The sequence below is a fragment of the Prevotella multiformis DSM 16608 genome (genome assembly GCF_000191065.1).
GTDB lineage: Bacteria > Bacteroidota > Bacteroidia > Bacteroidales > Bacteroidaceae > Prevotella > Prevotella multiformis.
In genome coordinates, this window is sequence record NZ_GL872282.1 from 1,059,662 (window position 1) to 1,077,237 (window position 17,576).

At 54.7% G+C, this 17,576-nt stretch carries 14 protein-coding genes and 1 pseudogene; 5 read left to right on the forward strand and 10 right to left on the reverse strand.

Features of this window, described 5'->3' with window-relative positions; all coding sequences use genetic code 11:
• Positions 1-307: 307 nt before the first annotated feature.
• From HMPREF9141_RS04295 to HMPREF9141_RS04305, 3 genes are read right to left on the reverse strand one after another with little or no spacing between them, the layout of a single operon-like run.
• On the reverse strand, positions 308-829 hold the full coding sequence (locus tag HMPREF9141_RS04295) for a hypothetical protein (protein ID WP_156792417.1): 522 nt from the start codon (positions 827-829) through the stop codon (positions 308-310).
• A 26-nt stretch (positions 830-855) separates the two neighbouring features.
• Positions 856-1,407, reverse strand: coding sequence for a hypothetical protein (locus tag HMPREF9141_RS04300; RefSeq protein ID WP_040554249.1), 552 nt, complete (start codon positions 1,405-1,407; stop codon positions 856-858).
• Position 1,408: 1 nt separating this feature from the next.
• Positions 1,409-1,828, reverse strand: a complete 420-nt coding sequence (locus HMPREF9141_RS04305; RefSeq protein ID WP_040554251.1) for a Panacea domain-containing protein — start codon at positions 1,826-1,828, stop codon at positions 1,409-1,411.
• A gap of 228 nt (positions 1,829-2,056) precedes the next feature.
• Here HMPREF9141_RS04305 and HMPREF9141_RS04310 point away from each other — a divergent pair.
• Positions 2,057-2,288, forward strand: a pseudogene (locus tag HMPREF9141_RS04310) (IS4 family transposase); the annotation flags it as partial.
• Between the two features lie 212 nt (positions 2,289-2,500).
• On the opposite strand, the gene HMPREF9141_RS04315 reads toward HMPREF9141_RS04310, so the two are convergent.
• The 7 genes from HMPREF9141_RS04315 to uvrB all read right to left on the reverse strand — a co-directional run bounded on the left by HMPREF9141_RS04315 (position 2,501) and on the right by uvrB (position 10,639).
• Entirely contained in the window at positions 2,501-2,968 is a 468-nt protein-coding gene (locus HMPREF9141_RS04315) for a nucleoside deaminase (protein WP_007367284.1), read from the reverse strand.
• 20 nt (positions 2,969-2,988) lie between these two features.
• Complete coding sequence (locus HMPREF9141_RS04320) at positions 2,989-3,627, reverse strand: HD domain-containing protein (RefSeq protein WP_007367285.1); 639 nt, start codon at positions 3,625-3,627, stop codon at positions 2,989-2,991.
• 79 nt (positions 3,628-3,706) lie between these two features.
• The gene (gene menA / locus HMPREF9141_RS04325) at positions 3,707-4,645 is read right to left on the reverse strand and encodes a 1,4-dihydroxy-2-naphthoate octaprenyltransferase (RefSeq protein ID WP_007367286.1); all 939 of its coding nucleotides are present in this window, start codon (positions 4,643-4,645) and stop codon (positions 3,707-3,709) included.
• A gap of 98 nt (positions 4,646-4,743) precedes the next feature.
• Positions 4,744-7,140 carry a putative porin gene (locus HMPREF9141_RS04330; protein ID WP_007367287.1) on the reverse strand — a complete coding sequence of 799 codons (2,397 nt, stop codon included), beginning with the start codon at positions 7,138-7,140 and terminating at the stop codon, positions 4,744-4,746.
• A complete protein-coding gene (locus HMPREF9141_RS04335; RefSeq protein ID WP_007367288.1) occupies positions 7,141-7,371 on the reverse strand; it encodes a hypothetical protein in 231 nt (76 codons plus the stop codon). It abuts the gene before it with no gap.
• 158 nt (positions 7,372-7,529) lie between these two features.
• Positions 7,530-8,474 (reverse strand): DUF4468 domain-containing protein, encoded by a 945-nt coding sequence (locus tag HMPREF9141_RS04340; protein ID WP_007367289.1) that lies wholly within the window; start codon positions 8,472-8,474, stop codon positions 7,530-7,532.
• Between the two features lie 119 nt (positions 8,475-8,593).
• The gene (gene uvrB, locus HMPREF9141_RS04345) at positions 8,594-10,639 is read right to left on the reverse strand and encodes an excinuclease ABC subunit UvrB (protein ID WP_040554253.1); all 2,046 of its coding nucleotides are present in this window, start codon (positions 10,637-10,639) and stop codon (positions 8,594-8,596) included.
• A gap of 530 nt (positions 10,640-11,169) precedes the next feature.
• Here uvrB and HMPREF9141_RS04350 point away from each other — a divergent pair.
• From HMPREF9141_RS04350 to HMPREF9141_RS04365, 4 genes are all read left to right on the forward strand, one after another.
• Positions 11,170-12,465: a hypothetical protein gene (locus HMPREF9141_RS04350; protein ID WP_040554476.1), complete on the forward strand. Its 1,296-nt coding sequence runs from the start codon at positions 11,170-11,172 to the stop codon at positions 12,463-12,465.
• A gap of 119 nt (positions 12,466-12,584) precedes the next feature.
• Entirely contained in the window at positions 12,585-14,657 is a 2,073-nt protein-coding gene (locus HMPREF9141_RS04355; RefSeq protein WP_007367292.1) for a TonB-dependent receptor plug domain-containing protein, read from the forward strand.
• Positions 14,658-14,659: 2 nt separating this feature from the next.
• The gene (locus HMPREF9141_RS04360) at positions 14,660-15,508 is read left to right on the forward strand and encodes a DUF4249 domain-containing protein (protein WP_007367293.1); all 849 of its coding nucleotides are present in this window, start codon (positions 14,660-14,662) and stop codon (positions 15,506-15,508) included.
• 409 nt (positions 15,509-15,917) lie between these two features.
• Complete coding sequence (locus tag HMPREF9141_RS04365; protein ID WP_007367294.1) at positions 15,918-17,408, forward strand: alpha-L-fucosidase; 1,491 nt, start codon at positions 15,918-15,920, stop codon at positions 17,406-17,408.
• Positions 17,409-17,576 lie beyond the last annotated feature (168 nt).

Genomic DNA, 17,576 nt, shown 5'->3' on the forward strand with positions numbered 1-17,576 from the left:
ACGCAAAAGTATGATGTAAACTAGTTTTCAATATCTACTTATCATAGTGATAGAATTGACGCACATGATTGTATATAATATTCAAGCATTGGATTATCTATTTTAAAGCAATACTTCGTTTGTTAAATTATAATAGAAAACAGCTTTTTCGCATTTGGAGGAAAGTAGGATACTATATCATTCCATTGTATGTCTGCTCACTTTTATAGCAAATAGAAATGTGTTAGAAACTAAAAAAAACAATTTATTCTGCCATTTGTTTTCTAATTTTGGTTAAAGTTCTTCACAACTACATAAAACAGATATACTAAAAATCAGAATTTTCTTCTATATACTTAATAGGCCCATAATATAGTACCGTATCGTATTTATTTGTATTCCTATTATGAACTATAAAAATCTTACCTAGTGGTTCATTTTTGTCAAGTGGATTTATTCCGAATTCATATCTTTTAAAGCCTGTATCATCTATGTATTCTCTTATAGTGCCATAATATTTTTCTTTTATTACATCTGCAAATGTTTCCCTTTTTGATTTTGCTTGATTAGATGTTAGTTCTACATCGGACAAAGATACCGCATACAAATAAGAACTATCATCCTTAAATCGGAAATTAAAAATACCTAAGCCAAATGGAATATTACCGATGTAGCCGTTAGTAACAAATATCTTGCCGTCTCGTTCCCACATATTATCTCCTACTGATCTAGTGTGTAAAAAATGTTTCGTCTTTTCATACGAACTTCCTAATGGTATACCCAATACAGATTGTCCAAAAGTGAATATTGAAACAAGAAAGAATAAAAAAAGAATTAGAAACCTTTTCATTGTTCTGTTTTTGTTTATAATATAGTTTACGCATTTTTATCATTTTGCGTTTCAATTGTATTTACTTTCCCAGGAATCTCTTTTTTTGCTTCTTTACTTTCATTCTCATGAAACAATCCTCGTACGAGAATGTAGCCTAAGGCCACAATATTAACTGTTGTAGTTGAGAGTATCGTTATAATAACACCCAAAGGTAAATTCCATTTTAATATATATGAGAGAATAATAAGAGCAAAAACCATCAAAAGATAGATGGATATCAATCTAGTTACCCAGCGTTCCAATCGTCTGCGAGCACGTGTATTTTCTATTATTCTATGAAGAAAAATATATCTTTCACAATAGTCTATTACATCTCCAGAGTCTCCAGTATTAATCAAGACCTCGACTTGTTCCAAGAGATTGAGTTCTCTTTTTGCACGCTTAAATGGGTTTTTGAAAGTGTAAATTATATTGTACCAAACTTTAAAGCCCAAGCACCTCCATGGTATGGTTTCTGTATCTTGTGTAGATATAGGAAGGTCTGGAGTTTCAATTTCCGTTCTAGGACTGCTTGTTTTAGACCTATTGTTTGTCATATTATTCTTTAGCAAAGTAGTTTTTTATGAGATCATCGCTTATTTCTTTGTTCCATCCAGAGTTTTTATCTCCTTTGATACCATATACCGTTTGACTCCATGGACCGCCAGGAAGATGTGACCACAGACTTAAGTCATAAGCACTGATGTGACTATATTTGTCAACAACCTGAGTAAGAATCCCTTTTGCCCTTTCGTCGTTTTCAAATTCCTTATTTTTCTCTTCAGGAATGTATATAGGTACTTCGAATAGGGAATATTGTTTATATACATTAGGGAAAACTGGGCCATACGGCCAAGCCTTAGGGGGTTCATGAAAAAGTCTTTGGTTGTAAAAAGCCAAATAAAAGCCATAGCACATAAACAGAAGTTTGTTTACCTGCGTCTTATTAAGATTAATAGAATGGCGTTTGTAAGCCATATTTCTTAACTGATTGGCGAAATCTACACTTGATAGAGGCATAATGATACAATTAGGACATATCAGTTTTAATACATGTCAATAGTTACGTCACAAAAATAATAATTTAATTTCATATGTTCAAGTGTTTACCAGTTTTTTTCAAACCCAGAGAAAATAAAGGTGTTAACACTTGGGCAAGCCACGCTTTTTCATAATATCGAAAATATTTTTCAACATCTACTTATCAAAACCATGGGCGGACTCTTTTCGGATATGGAGGACGATCTCATGGCACTCACGTTATGGAAGCGAGTCCTAGCCTGTATCGGACGCATTCTTCGCGTTTTAGGAGAAACACTTGGGATGACACCCCGACACCTTATGGAACGATCTGCGGCAACGACAACGAGATGGTCAAAATCCTTGTAATGGCGGAAGCATTGGAAAATGGGATGAAGTATATGGACAGACCACATAACTTTTATTAGCCATGTGTTAAAACTCAATGGATACGGGGGACGACAGCCAAAGTAAATGAGAAAAGCCTGTGTTTTAAGGGGTGGGAAACTTTAATGGATCACTTCGTTTCTTCCGTTAAAGCTATACGAAAAGCATCCACGCATTGAACGGAAGAAACTGAAAAAAGCCAGTGTAAACAGCAGACGGTTCACACAGGCTTGTTGCCTTTTATTAATATTCTGTCTTGTCGGTCTTTTCTGTCCATTGTTCAAAGACCTTTATCGCTTCACTGCGCAGGAGTATTTCCGACGGCTTTTTGCGATGCAGCGGTTCCAGTTCTATCTCCTGATAGATGAAGTCGTCATCGAACCCGATGGCGGCAGCGTCCTTGCGGTCGTTGGCATAGTAGATCTTGTCGAGGTGCGCCCAGTAGATCGCTCCCAGGCACATCGGGCAAGGCTCGCAGGAGGTATAGATTTCGCATCCGGTGAGGTCGAACGTATGCAGCTGGTGGCAGGCTTTCCGGATGACGGAGACCTCCGCATGGGCTGTCGGGTCGTTGTAGATGGTCACGCCATTGCTTCCCTCGGCGATGATTTCGCCATTGCGGGCAATGACAGCGCCGAACGGACCGCCGCCGTTGCGCACACTGTCGGCGGAGAGCTTGACCGCCCTCCGCATTAATTCTTCTTTCGTCATATTGTAGGATTGATGGTTTGTTATTTTTTCTTGTCTTGTATCTGCTTGTAGAAACGGCTGAACACTTTGTGGAGTTCCGTCTCGCTGTCTATCGTCTTGCGGATCACTTCAAGGTTCTTTGCATTCGGCGAACCGGGAATCCACAGCCGCAGGTATCCCGTCCGTCCGTATTTCTCCCTCATGTGGCTCTGGAAACGTTCCCACATCTGCTCCTCGTTCATCTTCGGGTAGTTCTCGAAGCCGAAGAGGACGGCACGTGAGAATACCACATTCGGCTCAAGGTCACGGTCGGCTTCAGCGACGATCTTCCCATAGATGCTGCGTGGCGCACGTGAACTGCTGGCGCGGTGGTCTTCGACGGCCTCCTTCATGATCTTCAGCTGTTCGGCGGAGAACCATCTGCGGAGCCGTGCATCGGCCATGAGGATCTTCCCGCCGGTGAGATGGTGGATGGCACGCGGCCCCTTCATGCCCAGGTCGTGGTAGGCTGCGATGACATAGACCATGTTCACATCGGCACCTGTGACGGCCGCCAGTGCCAGAGAGTTTCTGATGACCCGCTGGACATGGCCGAGGCCGTGGCTCTGCCCGAAGGCATTGTAGCGCGGCAGTATCTGACGTTCCACAAAGGTCATTATTTCGAGGTTGGGTTGAGGCATGATGAGAGGAGATAGGAGGTGATAGGCGGGGATAAGCGGTGATAGGCGGTGATGATAACGAGGATAGGGGCGTGGGATTTTACGAGACGAGGATGAGGAGGGCGGTTGAGAGTCCGTAGACGAACATATTGCGGGCAGTCTGTGCGAGAATGATGTTCAGGTCTCTTCCTTGCTTTATCCTCATCATGAGCGCACTGGTTTTCCCATGGAGAATCCCGTAAGGTGCATAGAGAATCAGTGTCAGGACGCAATAGAGAAATCCATTCTCCCTCCCGACGAACAGGAGGTTGTACATCAGCAGGATCCCCAGGACACCCAGCCATTGATACAGCTTCTCCGCCCGTCTTTCCCCTAAGTGTACGACGAGTGTCCGCTTTCCGTCCCTCCGGTCATTGTCCCGGTCGCGGTAATTGTTGACCACAAGGAGGGTGTCGATGACCAGACCGCAGGCCAGTCCCGACAGGATCACGTCTGCGCAGACTGCCTGAAGATGATCGGGAAGAATCACATAGGTGGTGAATGTCACGGGGACAAAACCGAAGAAGACAAGTACCAGCACGTCGCCCAGACCGAGATAAGAAAAGAATGTGGTATAGAGAAAGGCGAAGAGGACACAGGCTGCCCCTACGCCGATCATTTCCCAGCCGCCGTAGAAGACAAGCGGGAGACCGGCCATGCAGGCAAGAAGCGATGTTACGGCAAGGCCGGTACGCATCGCCTGGAGCGTGATCCAGCCTTCCGAGCAGGCCCGTCTCGGTCCCATCCGTGTCGCACGGTCATCATTCCCCCTCACACAGTCGAAGTAATCATTGATGAAGTTTGAGTCTATCTGCATCAGGAAGGCGAAGAGGAAACAGAGGACGGCAGGGACAATGCGGAATTGTCCGCTCCCCCCGATCTTCCAGGCCCATGCTGTCCCGATCATCACCGGCACCATGGCTCCCGTGAGCGTCTTGGGACGTGCGGCGAGTATCCATGCCGCAAGGCTGTTGGTCTTTATGTTGTTTTCTGAAATCACTTTATGGTACGAATATCTTTTTTCGGAGCCCACCTTATTATATCTTTATGATACGAATATTTTTTTCGGAAATCATCTTATTATATAATGTGTACGGATCAGTTGAAGAAGTTCCAGCTGATGCCGAACCTGAACACCCGCTGGTTCAGGGGATAATGCGGCGTATAGAAATAGTCGCCTCCATCCCCGCTGTTCACGTGCGTGAACATCACGAAGAACCGGGTGTGCTGGAGCTGGAAGTTGGCATAGGCGTCGAGTACCGGATAATTCCCGATTTTCGTACGGCTTGCTTCCGTCTCCTGTATGCCGAAGGAGCCGATTCCCGGGATGTACTCCGGCGCATAATAGTCCGTGAAGTAGCGGCCGTCCACACCGAGGTCGACATCCAGCACCCGGGCGATTCTGAGCCGTATGAAGAGGTTGCTGTAGGCATTGAACACAGGGACCGGAAGAATGTCGTCCTTGCTCGACTTCTGCACGGTCAGCACGTTCTGCCAGTTGAGGATGCCCAGCCGCAGGTCCTGCCGGAGCTGCAACGTGAGCAGGCTGACAGGACTCCCCGACTGGCGGACGTTCAGCGCATTGTGCTGTACAAGATAGCTGTCGCCGCTCTTCACCCGGTCGTTCTGGATTCCGAAATAGGTGTAGTTCTTCAGCACATCATAGCCCACACGCAGCCGCGTGCGTGTCTTTTTCAGGAAGAACTCGCCGAGCAGGCGCGAATGGATCTGCTGGTCGAGCTGCTGCTCCCACCAGTAATGCTTGCCGTGGAACTGCTCCATATAGAAAGAGGCGGCGGAACGGTGCAGGAACGCCGTGGCAGCCAGCTGTACCGTGTCGCCCAGAAGCGGGAAGCCGAGGTCGGCGTGACCGTCAAGATGGAACTGTCCGGCTCTGTCTCCGGCCAGCCATGCCTCTGCACTGATGTCATAATGGAACGTGCGCCCCAGTGTCTTCAGCAGCTGTCCGCCGACCGACACGTCATGCCGGTTCCACTTCTCCTCTCCGTCAAAGAAGGCGGCGGAGCTTCCTGCTGGAGTCGCCATGACGGGTAGCTCATAGTGGCGCAGCTCATGTGATACAAACGCCTTCAGCCCGGCCTTCGCCCATTTGTTGAATCCCTCCAGCAGAGCTACAGCAAACGTGTTCTTCAGCGACCAGTGCTTTGTACGGTCGTAGATGGAGTCGTTGGCCGTCGTGCCGTAATTGAAATAGTTCTGTGCATAAAAGTCCTTCGGGGTGTTGTAAGCCTGGTAGATGCGGCGGTAATTGTCGAAGCGGACCGTATGGATGAAACTCGTCACGGGCACATACTCCGTCTTCATCCACTTCTCTGTAGAGTCCTTTGCCTGCGCGTCCCGCCGCCTGAGGTCGGCCATCTGCAGGGAATCTCCCAGGTCGACCGTCACACGGTCGCCGGCTCCGGCACTGTCTGCCGCCTGCCGTGCCTGCGACACGTCGCCGGCTATTGCGGCATCCTCCGGCCGCCCCGACGAGCGTTTCTCCCGGTCGTATGCCTCTTCGTCGAAATCGTCGCCGTTCGCCTTCGCACGGCGGCGTGCCTTTTCCTTTGCCCGTTCCTCTTCCTGTGCTTTCTGCGACTTCAGGGCAAACTGCTTCGCCTTGATTTCCTCGGCCGTCATCGGAACCTTGCGGAAGAATCCCAGACTGTAACGGTGGTTGAAGAAGACGTGCTGGTTGTCGTTCCGGTTCCAGTTCTTCTGCAGGATCGTCGGAATCTCCTCCTCGCTGTATGAATCATTGAACGACTCCGGATGCGTGATATAAGCGTCATTGGCGATGCCGCCGTTCTCCGCCACCTTCTGATGGTTCAGCGACAGCAGCAGATGCGCCTGATACCGCTCGCCGAGATAGCTTCCCCACATGGAATAATCGAAGAGGGACGTGTTCTGGTTGCTGTAATACCCGCGCCCGTAAAGATAATCGAACTTGAATCCGAAGCCCCATTCCTTCCCCGCATTGACTGCAAAGAGAGCCCTGAAGCGGTCTTCTCCATTGGTCCTGTTGCCTGCCGTGTTATAGGTGAGGACAGTGATCGGCGACAGCGTGGAGGTAAACTGGAAATCGTCCGGCTGCACGATGAACATGTCATACGGATCGAGGAAAAAGAACTCCGATGCCGGCCGGCGGTCGACGAAGATACGGCTCTGCCGGGGAGATCCGAGGTTGCCCAGGGTGTTGTACGACCCGTACAGACCGGTGTTGAGTCCGGCATTCATGAACATATACGAGAGCGTATCGGGTACGGCAGGCCTGCGGTCGCCGAAGCGTTCGTCTATCGTCCATACTTTCATGCCGCGCGGAATCTCCTTGTGCTGGCTCTGTATGGAGTCCGAACGCCCCGTCTTCCGGCCGTTCCGGATGCCGTCTGCGGTAAACGTGCCGTTGTCGTCGGCCGTGTTGTCTACGACCTGCGCCACTGCCGCATGGGACACCAGCACGAGGAGGACGAGCAAAGAAACAAATCTCTTCATCTAACGGATAAAACGGAGTAGGCACTCGACGATCTTGAAGACCATCGCCGCAAGAATGATGACTGTGCCGGTCGTGGTGGTGTCGGCAAGGAAGTAGACCGCCACTCCCACGACCGCACCCAGCATAAAGATGATGTTAAGCCACTGCCGGATGTGCAGGAATCTGTCTGCCGGCTCACGTCTGTGCACGCGGTGGTCGGGCCGGCGCGCCGTACTGTTCTGTATTTCCATTATCTATGTTTGATATTTTAAAATGGGGAGCATTGAAAAGACACAGACCCGCAGGCGGCAGGCCTTCAGCCGGTCTTCTTCCTGGGGAACGGGCACTGCTGGCCGCGACCGGCTCCGTCGTCGTCATAGTCCCATCCTGTCCGTCCGCCTTCCGCTCCTTACTTCAATGTCTGGCGGAAGCCCTCAAAGATGCTGTTCTTGCGGTCGACCGTAGCACGGCGGAACTTCCCTGACACGGGCAGAAGGCGTGTCCGCTTTTTGTTCACGGCATACTTATCGGTGATCCACGTCTCTGCGGCAAAGTTCGACACGTTCCCCTGGACATCGTACTTGTAGGTCAGGCGGTTCATCGTCAGCATCGCCTGTCCCTCGCGGCATGCCACCTGGAGCACGTAATTGAACTGTGTGTAGTCCAGGGAGAGGAACGATGAGGAGAAGATCAGCTTCTCACGGACGGTCGCCACAATGCTGTGTTCCTTCTCGTTCACCAGAGCCACCTTGCTCCCCTCCAGCTGGTTGTCGGACTGTGTAAGTTCCGTAAGGTAGGCGAAGGCCTTGCGGTAGAGCTCGTCGGCCGATGTACCGGGCACACTGACGCACTCGGTCCAGATCACCTGACCGCCCGCCTCGGGGACCGTCCCCGGCTGAAGATAGAAGTCCTTGCTGTCTTTCTCTTTTAAGTCCGCCGTATTCTTCGTGCGTCTGGCAGCCGGAGCCGTCGGGACGGTCCATGCCGCCGGGTTCTCTTTCTCCACGGCGTTCCCGTCCTCCTTCGCCCCGTCCTTTGCGGCAGGGACGGCCTGCATCTTTCCGGCAGCCTCGCTGACTGCCGCAGCTTCCCGCCTCAGCCGTTCGGTTTCGGCCTTCGTCTCGGCGATTTTCCTTCTTATCTCCTTCGCTTCGGCCTCTGCCTTGGCGGCATTCTCCTTGGCCTCTGCCTCTGCCTCCGCCTTGGCTTTGGCTGCCTTGGCCGTTTCCAGGGCTGCCTTGGCCGCCTCCAGCTGCCGCTGCGCCTGTTCCAGCTGCTGTTCAGGGGTGAGCGTGGCCTGTGCCAGAGCCATCATGGGCAGGCACACGAACAGGAATATCAGGGTCTTCTTCATTGTCTCAAACTTTAACTGGATGATTAACTAATCAGCAAAGATACAAAATAATACTTGCCCTATCAAGACTTATAAATTCTTTTAACGTTTTCTTGGCAAAGTCCTGCACCGTACGGTCTCTACTTTGCCTCCAGTTCTTTCTGCAGACGGATGATTTCGTCACGGTACTGTGCAGCCTGCAGGAAGTCGAGGTTCTTTGCCGCCTGTTTCATCAGGGCTGTCGTATTCTCGATGCTCTTTTCCAGCTGCGCCCGGCTCATCTTCGCAATGACCGGGTCGGCTGCGAAGAGCATGCCGTCGCCCGGCTCCACGTATGCCCGGGCGGTTCTCCTTGCGGCGGAGTCGGCCGGTGCGGCAGCGTTCCCCTCGCCGCCGGTCGGCAGTGTTCCTTTGATGGCCCTGACGATCTGCTTCGGCGTGATGTGGTGTTCCTCGTTGTATTTCAGCTGCTTCGTGCGTCTCCGTATGGTCTCGTCGATGGTTTTCTGCATGCTCTCCGTGATGTTGTCGGCATACATGATGACCTTCCCGTGTACGTTGCGCGCTGCACGTCCCGCCGTCTGTGTCAGACTCCTGTGGCTGCGGAGGAAGCCCTCCTTGTCGGCATCGAGGATGGCAACGAGCGATACTTCGGGCAGGTCCAGTCCCTCACGGAGCAGGTTCACCCCCACCAGGACGTCATAGACGCCGGCCCGGAGATCGTTGATGATCTTGACACGGTCCAGGCTTGCCACGTCGCTGTGGATATAGGCCGTGCGTATGTCGTGGTCCAGCAGGTATTCCGTCAGCTCCTCCGCCATCCGTTTGGTCAGCGTCGTGACGAGCACGCGCTCTTCCTTCTCGGCACGCACGACGATCTCGTTCATCAGGTCGTCTATCTGGTTCTCCGAGGGGCGCACGTCTATCTCCGGATCGAGCAGCCCCGTGGGACGGATAAGCTGTTCCACCACGACCCCTTCGGACTCCTTCAGCTCGTAGTCGGCCGGCGTGGCCGACACGTAGATGACCTGATGGATAAGGCTGTGGAACTCCTCGAAACGCAGCGGACGGTTGTCGAAGGCGGCCGGGAGGCGGAAGCCGTACTCCACGAGGTTGGTCTTGCGGGCACGGTCGCCGCCGTACATGGCGGAGATCTGCGGTACGCTCACGTGGCTCTCGTCGATGACCATCAGGTAGTCCTTGGGGAAGAAGTCCAGCAGACAGTAAGGACGCTGCCCGGCCTGCCTGCCGTCAAAATAGCGTGAGTAGTTTTCGATGCCCGAGCAGTGCCCCAGCTCCTTGATCATCTCCATGTCGTATTCCACACGTTCCTTGATGCGCTGCGCCTTGATGTTGTCGCCGATGCCCTTGAAGAAGTCCACCTGCTTCACGAGGTCGTCCTGTATCTGGCGGATGGCACTCTCGGTCTGTTCCTTGGAAGTGACGAAGAGATTGGCAGGATAGATCTCATAATCGTCAAAGGAGGCGATGCGGTGGAAGTCGACCGAGTCGACTTCCTCTATGGTGTCTATCTCGTCGTCCCACCACGTGATGCGCAGCACGTTGTCATTATACGCCATGGCGATGTCCACCGTGTCGCCCTTGACGCGGAAGTTGCCGCGCTGCAGGTCTATGTCGTTGCGCATATAGAGTGCATCCACCAGCCGGCGCAGGAAGTCATTGCGGTCGACGGTCTGCCCTTTCCTGACAGGAATCACATTCTCCTTCATCGCCACAGGCGCTCCCATACCGTAGATGCAGGAGACGGAAGACACGACTATCACGTCCTTCCGGCCTGACAGCAGCGAGGAAACGGCAGACAGGCGCAGCTTGTCGATCTCGTCGTTGATGGCAAGGTCCTTCTCGATGTAGGTGTCTGTCGTCGGCATATACGCCTCCGGCTGGTAATAGTCGTAATAAGAGACGTAATATTCCACGGCGTTGTCGGGGAAAAAACCTTTCATTTCCTCGTAGAGCTGGGCTGCCAGTGTCTTGTTGTGCGAGAGGATCAGCGTCGGTTTGTTGACGTCGGCAATGACATTCGCCACCGTAAACGTCTTTCCCGACCCCGTCACGCCCAGCAGCACCTGGCTCTTGTCGCCGCGCTCCAGTCCGTCCGTCAGTTCGCGGATGGCCTCCGGCTGGTCACCGGTCGGTCTGTATTTCGATGTTAACTTGAAATTCATATCTATGTTCCGGGAAAAACAATCTTTGTCTGCAAATTTACACAAAGACTGTGATTTATAAGCCAATTGGATAAAGAAAATGCTTTTTTTCTTTGGAGGAGGCGCAGAAACCAGAGACGGTCCATCGCCAGAAAGTCAGCGTAGTGCCGTCGGCACGACCGGCGGTTACCATCGACACGATTCGGGTCAGTCATCAGCACACCGGCAGGAAGGAATGGCCGGCTGCGGCGGGAAATGCCTGCCGGACAGGCTGACACCGAAACCTGGGGCTCTTGTCCCGCAGGCCGGTCGGAGACAGCCCGGCAGTTGCAGATGGTGAAAATGTGCCGCGACCGTGCTGTACCCTGTTGAAATACGATAAAAAATCGGTTTCCTACTTTCTTTATAATATATTTTCACTATATTTGCACCTCGGATGGGCATCTTCCTTTTTATAGTCCCTTCCGTAGATAAAAACTATGGCAGGAGATGTGAAGTGTCCGTTGCCCTCCTCTGGCAATGTTTGCAAACAACCAAAAACCAAAATGAATATGAAGAAAAAGAAGTTACTGGGTGGCCTGTTCTTAGGCATTGCACTGGCATTCACAGCCGTCGGCTGCGGTTCTGACAACGATTCTGCCGCCCCCAAGGAGCGTTCGGAAGGACCTGTCCTGACGCGGGAACAGCAGAAGCAGCAGCTTGAGACCACCTCCAAGAAGTTCATGAGCAGCATCCAACCCAATGATTTCAAGGTGCTGGACGAGATAGCCTACTATGTCAATAAACACTATCTGGACGACCAGAGCGTGGAGCCGTTGAACAAATGGGCGAAAGGCATCCTGCAGTCGATGACGCAGACCATCGCCACCGGACAGCCGGGCTACACGGAGTATGCACGGATCATTGATGCGACGAAGTACAGAGGCCGCTTCGAGCATCAGGGCTACAAGTGGGTGCGCACGAAGGACTCGCAGAACCTTGAGTTCCTGTTCCGCGACCAGGAGGGCAACGACTGCCTGCTCGCCTTCACGGTCAGCGACAAGGCGAAGGAGGTGAGGTCGGAGTTCTTCAACAGCGAGGAAACCGAATATGTCCCGGGGACAGCGGGATACCCGGGGTACACGGAAAGGACGAAATACAAGAACACCGTCATGGTGCCGGAGGACGTGCGGATGACGCTGCAGCAGGGCGGCAGGCAGCTGCTGTCCACCGACATCCACACCGACCTGACCACCTCCGGCGACCTCAACCTCGCCGTAGACCAGCTGGCATTCACCTGCAAGACCGTCTTCCAGAAGTACGAGGTCATCGTACACCGTGCCTTCTACAAAGGGCCGGGCGATGCCGAGGCCGGTGTCGAACTGAAGGCGGACGGGAAGACCCTCCTCGGTGCCAAGGCCACAGGGCACGGGCTGGTCAGCAACCGGGGAGTTGACAACGTGGGCAGTGTCGACGTTGCTGCCGACGTCCTGGGCGAGCTGCAGGTAAAAGGAAAGTGCTCCAACGGCAGCCGGCTGGCCGAGATCATCGACAGGATGGAAAAGGACAAAGCCGTCTATACCGATGAGGCCCGCTTCAAGAAAGAGGTGGCCGATGCCAACAGCCTGCTCGACGTGAACGTCTATTACAGCTATGCCACGAAGCCTTCGGCCGGTCTGCTGCTGGGCGCGATGAAGACTGTGGACGACTACAGCGGGCGTGCTGAATGGATTTCCAATGCGCAGATCAAGTTCACTGACGGCACGACCTATGCTGTCGACGACTATTTCAGCCGGAAGAACTTTGCCGGAGTCTTCAAGGAAGCCGGCGATATGATCAACGCCTTCAAACGTCTTTTCAAGTTCTGATACCATCTCCTCAAGGCCGGGAGAGACACCTGTCCGTGAGGTGACGGCAGGTCCTGGAAATCTGTCAGAGTGGATTTCCAGGATCTGTCTGTGCCTTCTGGCGTGACCTCACCGTCTGTATGAACCCATCTTCCGACGACACGATGCACACCCTTCTTATCCGTCCGAAAGCCGGCAGACTGCTGTTTTCCCTGCTCTGCTCCCTGCTCTTCACGCTGCCTGCCCATGCACAGGAAGCCGACACGGCAAGGGTGAAGGAGCTGCAGGGCGTGGAGGTCGTCGGCCGGCACGTGACGGGGAAGCTGCGGCACGACAGCCTCGGAGGCATGAGCCTGGATCTGTCGTTCCTCGACGATATGCCGCGCATAGCCGGCAATGCCGACCCGATACGCTACACGCAGCTGCTGCCGAGCGTGCAGACCAGTTCCGAACTGGATGCCGGCCTGTATGTCCAGGGCTGCGACAATGCGCACAATGGGGTCAGCATCAACGGTGTCCAGCTGTATGACATCCAGCACATACTGGGCATCTTCTCCGTCTTCAATCCCTCCCACTATTCCCGCCTGCAGTTCGCCGGTTCGGCCTTCACCGCCTCGGCAGCCAACCGTCTCGGCGGTTTCATCGATATGCAGCGGCCGGACACGCTGGCAGGAAGGGTGAAAGGCGAGCTGTCCGTCGGCCTGATTTCGTCGCAGGGAACACTCCGCCTGCCCCTCGGAGGGAAGTCCGAACTCATCCTGTCGGGCCGCGGGGCCTATATCAACCTGCTCTACGGACGGTGGCTGAAGGTGGAGGAGTCCGCCATCCGGTATTCGTTCTGTGATGCCAACGTCACGTGGCTGTACCGCCCCGATGCGCGCAACACCCTGTGGCTGGACTTTTACGGCGGCAACGACCGGATGGATTATCAGGAAGACGGCGAGAACTATGACGCACGCCTCGGCTGGGGCAACCGGATGGTCTCGATGAACTGGGAGTGGAAACGGCGGGGACTCACCCTGCGCCAGACGGCCTATATGACCCGCTACGGGAACCGCTTTTCCATCGAACGGCCGGACTTCCGCCTGCGTATGCCGTCGGGCATCACGGACTACGGCTACAGGCTGTCGCTGCGGCGGGGCAGATGGACTGCCGGCACCGACTGGACTCTGCACAGCATCCGTCCCCAGCAGCCTGAAACGGAAGGAGAACGGCAGACGACGACCCTGTCGGCCACCCGCCGGCACAGCACGGAGGGTTCGCTGTGGGCAGACTGTAGGTTTGCCGTTGCCCGGAACATGGAGCTGCTGGGCGGACTGCGCGCAAACGTCTACACGATCCGCCGTTCCGCCTTCTTCAGTGCCGACCCCGTCCTGTCGCTGCTGTGGACGTCGGGGTACGGACAGTTCCGCCTCACGGCGAACGTGAAGCACCAGTACCTCTTCCGGACCGGCCTCTCCGCCGTCAACCTGCCTACGGATTTCTGGCTTCCGGCCGATGAGCGGCTGCGGCCGCAGTATGCCTATGGGCTTTCGGCCGAATACCGGACAGACCTCATTCCCGGGCGGCTGCAGCTGTCGGCCGGGCTGTATTACAAGCGGCTCTGTCACCAGACAGAATACATCGGGACACCCTTTGAGCTGATATACGGCGACTACGACTACCGCAAGAACCTCATCAGCGGGAAGGGAGAGAACTACGGACTGGACCTGATGATAGAGAAACGCACCGGCCGGCTCACGGGCTGGATGAGCTATTCACTGGGGCGGGCACTGCGCAGATACCCCGGCCGGTTCAGCGGGACTTTCCCGGCCGGCCACGAGCGCATACACGAGTTCAATGCCGTGGCCACGTGGAAGGCCGGGCGCAGATGGTCGTTCGGGGCCACGCTGGTATGGGCGGGCGGTACGCCGTTCACCCCGCCGAGCTATTTCTACCTGCAGAACGGAAACCTCCTGTCGCAGTTCGGCGACTACAACAGCGGCCGTCTGAGCACCTACATCCGCCTGGACGTGTCGGCAACCTGCCGAATCAAGGTACACGGCGGCCGGGAAAGCGGTCTGAACTTCTCCGTCTACAATGCGAACTGCCGGCACAACGACCTCTTCTGGCGGCTGAAGTTCAACAACGGACAGTATTATTATGCGCCGCTGCGCCCACTCCCGAAGAAGCTGCCTTTCCTGCCGTCCATCAATTATTACATCAAGTTCTGATCATGCACAGACTGTCTTTTCTTCTGCTCGCCGTTTCCCTTCTGCTCTCCTCCTGCTACCGCACGGAGATTGAGGAGGCGGCCCCGCAGCTCGTCGTAGAGGGCTGGATAGAGAACGGCCGGGCCCCTGTCGTACAGCTGACGACCACCGTCCCCATCACCACCTCGAAGCACAGTGTCGATTCTCTGGACCGCTACGTGCTGAAGTGGGCCAGGGTGACGGTCTCTGACGGTACGAAGGAAGTGATTCTCACAGGTGTCTACAACCGCCGTTACACCCCGCCTTATCTCTATACGACGGGCGATATGCTGGGCGAGACGGGCAGGACCTATACCCTGAAGGTGGACTATGCGCAGTTCCATGCGCAGGCCGAGACCGCCATCCCTGCCGCCGTCGGTCTCAGCGGCATCCAGGTCCGGCCGCTGGAAGAAGACAGCCGGCGGTACACCATCAAGGCCTCGGTGCAGGACGATCCGCAGACGGAAGACTACTACAAGGTGTTTGTCCGCACGTCGGAGAAGGACATGACGATGCGCAGCGCGTACTTCGGCGTGTTCAGCGACAGGACGTTCAACGCCGGCAACACGATCACGATCAACAACGGACGCAACAACCTCCTTCACCCTGCCCCCGACATTTATTTCTCAGAGGGCGACAGGGTGCTGGTGAAGTTCTGTCATGTCGATTCAACCGGCTACCGGTATTGGAAGGCCTTTGAGGACTATAACGCCGAGGGCCGCAACCCGCTGTTCAATACGATGCAGAACCTCCCGGGCAACGTCAGGGGCGGACTGGGCTGCTGGCTGGGCTACGGTGCCGCTTATTATGTCGTGCAGGCCGGCAGGAAATGAACGGTTGAGGCCTGACGTCTCCTCCAGCGATTCAGCCCTCGGGGACTGGGAGGAGAGTCTGCCGGCATGTCGCCCGGCCGTTGGGAATCGTGTTCCCGACCGGTCGGGAATCGTGTTCCCAGCCGCTCGGGAATGCTGCTCCCTGTCGTCAGCTGTTTCTGGCCGGCTCCCTTCTGTCTTCTTTTCAACTTGGCTGGCGGGACAGGGACTTGTTTTTGAATGTTGTTGACGGTATCTTGTCGGTCGGCGACAGTGTCACGAAATTTGATGCGCAGTATTTTGGGTCGTTCAATAAAAAAGTGTAATTTTGCCGTGAAATTCCTTTTTCATAGTTTACAAATCATTACCTGATCATATTCGTATGTGGCTGAAAACTCATTCTCGTTTCTTCAGAACAGCAGCGGCCTGTATGGTTCTGCTCTTTTCCGTGTCGTCGCTTCTTCCTGCCCAGGAGCAGAATGTCGTCGTGATCGATCCGGCGGACTCTCCGGCCGAAATCGTCCGCAAGGCTGCCAATGTCGTTCCGTCCCGCCGACAGTTCGACTGGCAGCGGCAGGAGCTGACGGCCTTCCTTCACTACGGCGTAAACACCTATACGGGCCGGGAATGGGGTGACGGTACGGAGTCGCCGGCCGTCTTCCGTCCCGCCGCCCTCGATGCCGACCAGTGGATCCGCGAGTTGAAGGCGGCCGGATTCAAGTGCGCCATCCTGACCTGCAAGCATCACGACGGCTTCTGCCTGTGGCCGTCGGCCTATACGGAGCACAGTGTGAAGCACGCCCCTTGGAAGGACGGTAAGGGCGATGTGGTGCGGGAGGTGAGCGATGCGTGCCGGAAATACGGTATGTCGTTCGGCATCTACCTCTCGCCCTGGGACCGCAATTCAAAACTCTACGGCACGGAGGCCTACAACGACTACTTCGTCAAGCAGCTGACCGAACTGCTTACGCAGTACGGCAAGGTGAGCGAGGTGTGGTTCGACGGAGCCTGCGGCGAAGGGGCGAACGGAAGGAAACAGGAGTACGACTTCGTGCGCTGGTACAGCCTTATCCGGCGGCTGCAGCCCGATGCGGTGATTGCCGTCATGGGCCCGGACGTCCGGTGGGTCGGGACGGAGACCGGGCGTGGCCGTGAGACGGAGTGGAGCGTCGTTCCCAAGGACAATCTCGACCCGGAGGCGATAGCGGAACACTCGCAGAAGGAGGTGCTGACGGCTCCCGTGGGCGACATGAGGGGGCAGGATCTGGGCAGCCGGAAGGTGATAGAGAAGGCGAAGTCGCTCGTCTGGTATCCTGCGGAAATCGACGTGTCGATCCGTCCGGGGTGGTTCTATCATGCAGACCAGGACAGCAAGGTGAAGTCGCCGAAGGAGCTGATGGACATCTATTTCACCTCTGTCGGCATGAACGGCGTCCTGTTGCTGAATCTTCCGCCGGACAAAGAGGGACGGCTTGCCAAGGCCGACGTGGAGAGTCTCCGTGGCTTCCGCCGGCTGTATGATACGACGTTTGCACACAATCTGCTGTCCGGTGCCCGGGTCAGATGCCGCCTTTCAGACGGCAAGGCAAGCAATGTCATTGACGGTGATTATGACACCTCTGTCCGTCCGGAGCTGAAGGGCGGCAAGGCGGTCTTCCTGTTCCGGACGAAGCGTCCGGTCACGTTCAATGTCCTTTCCGTGCAGGAGGACATACGCAGGGGGCAGCGTGTGGAGGCGTTTTCCTTAGAGGTGAAAGATGCCGGAGGAAAATGGAAAGAGGTGGCCGTAGGAACGACTGTCGGACACAAACGGCTGCTGAAGTTCCCCACACAGACCGCCCGGGAAGTGCGGCTGACCATCGGTCAGGCACGCGCTGTGCCCACCCTCTCGGAGATCGGCCTGTATCGCCTGGTGGAGTAGGGACGCCGTTTCGCATCGCCGGGAGGGGAGACGGCCGGATTCCGCTTTCCCCTTCCGTGTCGGAACAGGTGGAGAAAACGGTGCGCCGTTGCACTGTGTCCGGGAAGGAATGCGACCTGTTCAAACCCGGGAAAAGGAACGGATGAAGTCGGAAGCGCCTTCTCCCGA